Raw genomic sequence first — 8,901 nt, forward strand, 5'->3', positions numbered from 1 at the left:
ATAATCAATTACATTACCGGATACTACAGCCAAGTCAGGCCACATCAATACAATGGTGGGCTAACACCGAACGAGTCAGAGCGCCGCTTCTGGCTCACCCATAAAACCGTGGCCAGTTTTACTTGACCACTTCATAAGCAGCGTGGCGGTCGTTTTCGTACCCAGTTCAAACCTTTTGGTTTGGTGAAATCTGTTGGGCAAGTCATCGAGCAACACATAAAAGAATCCATTGCAGATGTGGAAGCTCAGTTAGAGCGTAAGCTGACTCCTGTGGAGCAAAGTGAATTGCCGTTGTTTGTGACCAGCAATGCAATCGACACCATGAAAACCTTGTCTGGCGAAGACTTCCTTGATTTCCTTAAATCTGAACTTGCGCATATTTCAAGTTCAGCACTTAGCGGAAGGCTTGTTACCGCAACAAATCAGCTTAAAGTGGTTTCCGAGCGTACTGGTGAACTCATTCACGTTAATCCATATCGCTTTCGATACACGCTGGGCACCCGTGCTGCCATTGAAGGGGCTGGGACACTCACCATTGCTACGCTTCTGGATCATTCAGATACCCAAAATGTAGGTGTGTATGTCGCTAATGTTCCAGAGTTCGCAATTGAAATATCTAAGATTATGAATCAGCCTTTGGCTCGTTACGCTGCCGCTTTCGCTGGAAAGCTAGTGAAGGATGAGGACGAGGCAAACGAGGAAAACGCAGGTGCTACCCGTATTCCGTTACGGGAAAAAGATTGTGATGTTGGGTCGTGTGGAACAAGTGCCTTTTGCCAAGATTATGCCCCTATTGCATGTTATTTATGTCCAAAGTTTAGACCGTGGGCGAATGCACCACATCACCTTGTTTTGCAATGGTTAATGGAAGAACGTGAGCGATTAAAAGCAGACACCGATGGCGATATGGCAGTCGTAACTATTAATGACCGTGCAATTGTTGCGGTATGCCAAGTTATCAAGCTGTGTCAGGAGCAAAATAATGTCTAATGTTTTTACATTCACTCCTCAGCACGAGCTGGAGCATGAAAAAAACTTGCAAGAATTCATTGAGCAGTCTCGCAAGTTGCCGCCATTGAATGATAAGTACGATTACGATAGCAACTACTGGGCGGGTGTGGGGAATTTCACAAATTTTGGTGTATCCAATCAGGATCGAGATCCTGCTAATGTCTTTGATGCATCACTACTGCCGTTCGCCAAAGCATATGTTGTTTACGGTAAGAGTACTAAAGCGGGATTAAGCGTAAAGTTTTATGCGCTGAAAGCAATAAACGTTGTATGTGTTAAACAATATGGCTTCGTAGACATTACCAAGTTAACTATTGGCGACTTCGATCAGGCTGCGAAAATTGCTAGGGAATCGATTGGTGCGGGAGCTGCATACCAGGCAGGTAGAGGACTTAATAATCTGCTGAAGTTTCTGATTGAGAATAAAATGGTGAGTCCGTTCACTTGGAAAAGTCCAATAAAGAAGCCCGCAGATAATGCAACAGGTGATGAGGCTGATGAGCATAGGCAAAAGAAAATGCCCGATGAGAATGCACTCATGGCACTTGCTAAAATATCGGCTGCAAAAACGGAAGACTTAAGTCCTCGTGATGTATTTACCACATCAACAATGACTTTGCTGTTTAGTGCGCCTGCCCGTGGCTCTGAGCCTTTGTATTTACGTGCTGACTGCTTGCACTCAGAGAAAATGAAAGCCAATCGAGCCATGGAATTAGGGCTGGCGAAAGAAGATATTGAGCTGCTTTTGCAAAAGCAACCTAGTGACGGCAGTGACGATACACCTTCAAGGTTCAACTATGACGATGAAATCACGCTTAAGGGACTTCGTTGGTATTCAGGTAAAAGCTATGGGCATGAAAATAAATGGTTGCCTACGGTTATGATTGATTCTGTTATGACTGCGGTTGAGCGGCTTAAGGCGCAGTCTGCTGAAGCTCGTGCCTTTGCGAAAATGTTGGAAGAATCGCCTGACTTTCCTCGCCATCCTCTTTGTCCTGATGTGCCTGAAGATAAGCCATTAACGATGGATGAGGCAGCCTTGGCACTTGGGATGGATTTATCTGCCTACGATACAAAGAAAAAAAAGGATTCACGCAGAAATCCACTGCTAAAGCGAAAAGGTATTGAACGTAAAGATTATGTGGTGAGCCTTCGAGATTTGAACAAAATTGTTCGCCGTGATTTACCTGAGGGTTTCCCATTTATTCCTTTTAAAAAGGGGGAAGGGAAGGTCAAACTCAAATGGTCTGATGCATTGTATGCAGGCTTCGCAAACGCATTAGCAGCACAAAAATCAACGTGTCAAACCGAGTTGGTGATGCCGACTATTAATACGCTAAACGAAGACTTAGCGCCCACTAAGAAAAAGAGTAGAACAACGGATAAATCACTTCAAAATACGTTGTCTGTATTTCAACGTTGGGGATGCGGAGACTTAGTATTAACGTCGCACCAGTTACGCCACATGCTAGACACCATGGCTGCGGTGAATGGTATGGACGGGGAAATGCGAGCGAAGTGGGCACAACGTTCTGACCCGAAGCACAATCGTTACTATAACCATACAACACCTGAAGAATACGGTGCGGACTTCATAGAAGATCGTGAAAATGAACTTGCAACTCAAGAAAAAGCGTCTACCACACAAATTCAAATTCAGGTTGCTACCCCTCGAACGATTCAAGAGTTAAACACTAAGGCATCCCTAACAGCCCACACGACCGAATTTGGTATGTGTGTGACCTCGTATTTAAGCGAACCTTGCACCAAGTACAGGGATTGCGTTAACTGCAATGAGCACGTTTGCACCAAGGGTGATGATGGTAAATGCGAGCGTATACGCCAGCGATTGGCTCGTGAGAAAAAACTCCTGAAGCAAGATAAAAAAGCGGTTGATGACGGTGTTCAGGGGGCCGAGCAATGGTATCAGCGTCGAAAACTAACAACAGAGCGCTGTGAGCAACTGCTGGAAATGATGGAAGACCCAAATATCGAAGATGGTGCTTTGATCAAGCTTGCCAATGTGGAAGATGTCACGCAGTTGGATAGAGCATTGGAAGCTAATGGCAAAAAGCGTTTGCCTGAAATAGTCAATTTCAAACGTGTTCAATCTGTTTCGGTCGAAGCGCTTATCGGAAAAGCGGACGTCGAGTTACCAGAAATGGATGATAGTGTTTTTGATGACCTAGATGATTTGGATGAGCTTGATTACATGATGGAGGAAGAAGGTTAATGGCTAAGCATTTGACTGATAAAGACATATCAAACGTTGTTGAAATCTTGGATGATTGGCCTACTGACTCCAAGCTTTCATGGGATAGGCTCGTTGAGGCAGTTGAACATGAGCATAAGTTCAAGACAACACGGCAGACATTGCAAAAACAGGCCAGGATCAAGACTGCGTTTCAGGAAGTAAAGACGCTTGTATCGGGTAAGGTGCCTTCAAATAAGCCTAAATTGCCACCAAGCCTGAAAGTAGCCGCTGAGCGATTAGAAAAGCAGCAACGAGAAATAGAGCGATTGAAGCGAGAGAATCAGCAACTATTGGAGCAGTTTCAAGTGTGGCTTTACAACGCTCACCGTTTTGGGGTAACGCCTGAACAACTATCAGAAGCTTTACCGAGCAAAGATAACCAGTAGGGGAAGGCATGGCTAAGGAAAAAGATACCTCACAAGCTCAAGAGAGCTTGGATAAATTTGAGGCGTGGGCTGCTTCTCTTTCCGATGCTGATTTTGTGGCAATTGGTCGTGGTGCCAAGCTAAATCGAGGCGAAGTAGCTAAAGGGGCTGGTATTGCTCGAAGTACGATAAATGACAATGAATTAGTTAAAGCTGCCCTTTTGGCTTTGGAGGGGGACTTACGTAGTAAAGGTGTTCTAGCACCTTTGGCAGAAGGTGCTAAGGAACAGCAAGATTCTGGTGTGGAGAAGCTTTATGACCAGTCAGGTAACGAGCTGAAGCGCCTAAAAGCTGAAGTCGAGCGTCTAAATACTAAGTGTCTGAATAAAGATGCTGAAATTGAAAGGCTCAGAAGTAAGCTGGAACAATACACGGAACTTTCCGAGGTGCTAAGTGGTTCAGGGGTAATGCTTCGATGAAGGTCGATGCTCGCATTCTACTCAGAGTAACTTCGGCGGGACATGAAACCGAGGATTCACAGGTATTCCGAGCCGTTGCTGTTAATGGTGACGGCGATAACCTTTCCGCACGTAAATACTACGTTGTTAAGGTGTCAGATGTCCTGTTGCCGATGACACCTGCTGTTGGTCAACTCTGGAAAGTGACAGCTGAAAGCATTACCGTGCGGACGGTTACACGAGGGGAAGCTCGACTCACTGAGGTTTTTATTAATGCTAAAAAGGCGCGTGTAATTGTCCCTGAGACAGAAAACTTGTTTACACGGTATATACAGTCGGATTCTGCATTCGCAGGCGTTGGAGAACGTTTAGCGCGGCGTATTTGGTTTAAGTTCAAGAAGGAAGTATATGACCTTCTTGAAAACAAAGATGTTGAGCGCCTGAAGCACGTCAAAGGTGTGACTGATAAGGTTGCAAATGGGCTTGTTGCGGGATGGGAACGCTATGAGAACTTAAAGCAAATTGCTTGGTTCGATAAGCACGACATTCCATCTGGTATCGCTCGCATCATTATTAAACACCATAAGGCTGATGCGGTTAAAGCCATTGAAGATGACCCTTATCGTCTTATTTGCTTTGGCCTTAAGTTTGCCGAAGTCGATAAGCTTGCGATGACTAATTTTGCCGTACAGCCCAATGCATACATACGGCTTCGCGGGGCTGTCGAACAAGCTTTGCAAGCACGGATGATGGATGGGCACACTGTATCCAAACATGAGCAATTAATGCCATTGGTGGAAACACTATTAGGCTCCCGCGAGCTTGCTGTCGAGGCACTTAAAGCAGGATACGAAAACACTGCTTTTATTTTGAGTGAAAAAGGCAACTATCACGCTGTTGGACAGTGGATTATGGAGCAGGTGGTTGCTAAGCGTTTCGCTAAATTGGCTATGAGAAAGGTTTGGAGTTCGCACTATGACCAGGCACTAAATACAGCGCTATCAACACTTACATTTCCGCTAACCCAGAAGCAAGATGAAGCAGTGAAAAGTGCATTAGCACACGGCATCTCAATCATTGCAGGCGGTGCTGGTACAGGTAAAACCACGGTTTTAAATGTTGTATTAAGGGCTTATCAAGCACTTGGGACTGATATCAGAGCGATGGCACTGAGTGGGCGAGCAGCTAAGCGTATTACTGAGGCTACGAGCTTTCCTGCCCAAACTATCACTGGCTTTATCAAGAATGTTGAGAAAGAGCCACTAGGGGATAGGACGTTAATAGTTATTGATGAAGCATCTATGGTTGATTTAGCGACCATGTTTAAGTTGGTGAACTTAACGAAAGGCAGAGTAAGATTCTTGTTGGTGGGCGACCCCAAACAGCTTGCACCTATTTCGGCAGGTCTCGTGTTGCATGAAGCGGTCGAAGCTATTCCAACAGTAACCTTGGACGTTGTTAAGCGCCAAAAGGGAAGCACGGGCATCCCCGAGTTTACAAGGCTGATTGTGGATAAGCAGGTGCCTGAAGCAAGCATGTTTAATGGCAATATTGTGTTTCATACGTGCTTAGCAAAGGATATCAATGAGCGGGTTACTCAGCTTTACAAACAGCAACCACAAGACACCCAAATTATATCGGCTAAGTACGGTGGTAATGGTGGCATTGATGTTATTAACGAACTCTGCCAAGCCGCCTGTAATCCACATGGTAAAAAGCTTCGCTTTGATTTTAACGGCGCAAAAAATTACCTCGATCTTCGTGAGTATGACCCGATCATCTTTGTACAAAACAACTGGGAACGAGGGGTGCAAAACGGCACTCTAGGGACTTTGATGAATGTTGGTGCACCAAAGGTTGAAGTCGAAGATGGCGAGATTAGCTTTGCTGATGTGCAAATCGACACGGGCGAAGTGATACCACTTACCATTGATTTGATTGACTCTATTCGTGGAGCCTACTCCATATCACTTCATAAGGCTCAAGGGAGCCAGTTCAAACGAGTGATAATTCCTGTAACAAACAGTAGGATGCTTGATAATGCGTGGATATACACAGCACTAACTAGGGCAGAAGTTAAGATTGAGCTAGTTGGCAGCTTCAAAGATTTTGCTGGTTCTATTGGGCGGTTAAGTGAAGCAGATAAACGAAATACTTACCTTCGAGAACTGCTTCTTCTGGAAATGGCGATGCTAAATGCGGAAGCCGCTTAAAAGATTTTTTTATTCGGGCGCTTGTCGGCGTTGAATCAAGCGAGCTTGCGAGACGATTTAATGTTGGCAAGTGTCTACAGCTTGGACTGAAACATCAAGTTCACTAGGGTTCATCACTCGTTGATGAATTTTTCCCAAAATGAGTTCGAACTATAGTCGAAGCATATTCCGTCCTTAGCAATTTGCATACAAGAATTAATGCCAGTGTTTTTGCGTAAAGGTGCGATTGATTGCATAATGGTGCCGACATAAACTGATTAGGTGGTCATATGGGAATTACTCTTACTGGCGGGTATCATCTTGAACGATTGAGTGACGATAGTATTCTGATGAAAATGAATATATTCCAAGATTCATTTCTGATTAGAGTTGTTAACGATCAAAAATCAAAACATGTTCTGATTTTTAACGGGGAATATGGGAAAAGACAAGACCTTGAAGGTGTAGTTCTCTGGGAGCACCATTACCACTCAGAGGATTTTGTGCAATCAGTATCGTCTTCTATTGAAGGGTTTATACCAAATCAAAGATGTGCTTTGGCGCTTAGTTATGTACTCGATGGCCTACTAAATGGAAATGAATTTAAAGAGAAGTTAGACAGTGAGCGATATTGGTGAAGCGAAGGAAGTCGCGTACTATTCAGAGAGCTTGTCTGCTTGGTACACGACTAAGCTTGAAAAAGATAAACACCTTCTATCATTATCATCCGCTGCACTAGCGCTATTGGTAACCTTGGCTACTACAGTTGGCATACATGATATCAAAGCTGGAGTTGCCTATTGTATCGCTCTTGTAGCGTTTTTAACCTGCATTGTTTGTGTCCTTGTGGTGTTAGACAAAAATGCGGAATACCTGAAATCAATCGTCACTCAATCGAAAAAAGCCAAAAACCAAAGTACTAAATTGGAGTGCTTGGATAAAATTAGTAGCGGGGCTTTTGTTATTGGTGTTGCATTCACTTTGCTCGTTGGCCTTTTTTCTGCTGTGGATTCATACGAAGTAAAAGGAAACTTTATGACCGATAAAGACAAAAATACTGAACAAACCATCTCTAACAAAATCGAAAACACAAGTAACCTACAGATAAATAGCCTTGCAGGGGCGCATGAAATGGCTCCTAGCGCAGCATTGGATGAGTCAACATCAACAGACTCAACTCAGAGCGAAAGTGCTAAACCTGAGGAAGAGGGTGAGTAGACTTCTTAGATGCTGAAGCTTTGTAGTCATTGTAGAAAGTCAGGTAGATTAGTCAGGCTATAATCTACCTGTCCTCGTAGCACAACATGACCAGAACTGGCAGATGAATCCAAGTCGCTTATATGTTAAAACAAGTTCAAAAGTTATAGATAGTATATTAGTCAGATACTTGAGGTGTAGCTATGCGATTTTTGCTCAGTATTGTTATTGTAACTTTATTACTTGTTTTAAATGTATTACTCCTCTTATTAGATAAGTTAACTGGCACCGACTTTGTACTTTTCTTTACAGTCAGCGTTGTTGTGGGCTTTGTTGTGTGGTTCCAAGGAAAAATCACAGAATTATCTTTCAAAGGCTATGTTGTGAAGATGCAACAGGAAAACCAGAAAGCAGAGCAACTAATTAGCGAGCTAGAGGTTCTGGCAAAAGACTCCTTCAAAGCACACATGAACCAATTCAGCATCATGCTCGATTCACCCGAAGAATTAGCATTGCGTCATGCTAAAAAGTTTGTTGAATACTGTGAGTTGTACATGAAGTACCAAAATGTTCTCCATCCAGAAGCTGACCAAGATTTGCCTCTAATCATTGAGAGTGAAGTAAGGAAGTACTTGGTAGGGACAACAATGTACTCTGATGCACGGTATTTATACGGGACAGAACGTACATTAATACCGTCCCCAGAAGATCTCGTACGAAAATGGGGTAAAAACGACAACCGATTTGATAGCTCTCTTTATTACACGTTTTATAAGAAAGAGCTATATCCCTTGTACATTAAGTACTTAGAAGATTCTGGAGGTACATTATTACCTACTAATACACCAGAACTGGTTAATGAAGGCAAGTGACTATCCTCAAGTTGAAGACAACTTTTTGGATACTTGGACTAATTCGATTAGTTTCGGTTTCACTAAGCGCCCTAAGAAGCTTTTGTCTATTTTTGTGTTTTAAGGATAGATGAGTCCGTGTTTTAAGGCATGTCGTTTGGTTAATGGCGGTATCAACTTTTGATAGCGAAATTTGATACCATTAGCTAAAGCTGTATTTTCACTTTTGTAAACTTTCGAAGGGTTATGTAGTGAGTTTTTACAGAAATCTTTACAATTTCAGTAATTGGTAGAGCTTGTGCCTTGTATTTAAAGGGATGTGGTCGGTCGGTCAGTCAGTAAGGTCGTCATAACCGTTCTAAATCGGAAAACAGACAAGTAAATTGAGATGTCAGAGAAAAGCAGCGCATATCGCTGCTTTTTTATTGTCACCTCTAAACCACCGCTTTGAGCGGTGGTGATTGTTCCTGTGGGCTATTGCCCGAAGGAGTGCCCATGTTAGAAGTAAGCCTCTTATTCACCACAAGTAAGAGGAAACAACAAACATGGGCGATTACAGGAGTTCATCACATG

At 43.4% G+C, this 8,901-nt stretch carries 7 protein-coding genes and 2 pseudogenes; all 9 read left to right on the forward strand.

Annotation, left to right across the window (positions count from 1 at the left end; translation table 11 throughout):
- Nucleotides 1-126, forward strand: a pseudogene (locus tag EDI28_RS25100) (IS3 family transposase); the annotation flags it as partial.
- Between the two features lie 12 nt (nucleotides 127-138).
- Nucleotides 139-990 (forward strand): annotated as a pseudogene (locus tag EDI28_RS25105) (site-specific integrase); the annotation flags it as partial.
- Nucleotides 983-3,244, forward strand: coding sequence for an integrase (locus tag EDI28_RS25110; RefSeq protein ID WP_128786598.1), 2,262 nt, complete (start codon nucleotides 983-985; stop codon nucleotides 3,242-3,244). The pseudogene EDI28_RS25105 and the gene EDI28_RS25110, both read left to right, overlap by 8 nt.
- Entirely contained in the window at nucleotides 3,244-3,651 is a 408-nt protein-coding gene (locus EDI28_RS25115; protein WP_128786599.1) for a hypothetical protein, read from the forward strand. The genes EDI28_RS25110 and EDI28_RS25115 overlap by 1 nt, the downstream gene beginning before the upstream one ends.
- Nucleotides 3,652-3,659: 8 nt before the next feature.
- Nucleotides 3,660-4,109 (forward strand): VPA1267 family protein, encoded by a 450-nt coding sequence (locus tag EDI28_RS25120; protein ID WP_128786600.1) that lies wholly within the window; start codon nucleotides 3,660-3,662, stop codon nucleotides 4,107-4,109.
- A complete protein-coding gene (locus EDI28_RS25125) occupies nucleotides 4,106-6,301 on the forward strand; it encodes an ATP-dependent DNA helicase (protein WP_128786601.1) in 2,196 nt (731 codons plus the stop codon). The genes EDI28_RS25120 and EDI28_RS25125 overlap by 4 nt, the downstream gene beginning before the upstream one ends.
- 269 nt (nucleotides 6,302-6,570) lie before the next feature.
- Entirely contained in the window at nucleotides 6,571-6,918 is a 348-nt protein-coding gene (locus EDI28_RS25130) for a hypothetical protein (RefSeq protein ID WP_128786602.1), read from the forward strand.
- Nucleotides 6,902-7,498, forward strand: a complete 597-nt coding sequence (locus EDI28_RS25135; RefSeq protein WP_128786603.1) for a hypothetical protein — start codon at nucleotides 6,902-6,904, stop codon at nucleotides 7,496-7,498. Before EDI28_RS25130 ends, EDI28_RS25135 begins: the two co-directional genes overlap by 17 nt.
- A gap of 182 nt (nucleotides 7,499-7,680) precedes the next feature.
- Nucleotides 7,681-8,349 (forward strand): hypothetical protein, encoded by a 669-nt coding sequence (locus EDI28_RS25140; protein WP_128786604.1) that lies wholly within the window; start codon nucleotides 7,681-7,683, stop codon nucleotides 8,347-8,349.
- The last annotated feature ends 552 nt before the right edge of the window (nucleotides 8,350-8,901 follow it).

The organism is Photobacterium chitinilyticum (assembly GCF_004104355.1).
GTDB classification, from domain to species: Bacteria; Pseudomonadota; Gammaproteobacteria; order Enterobacterales; family Vibrionaceae; genus Photobacterium; species Photobacterium chitinilyticum.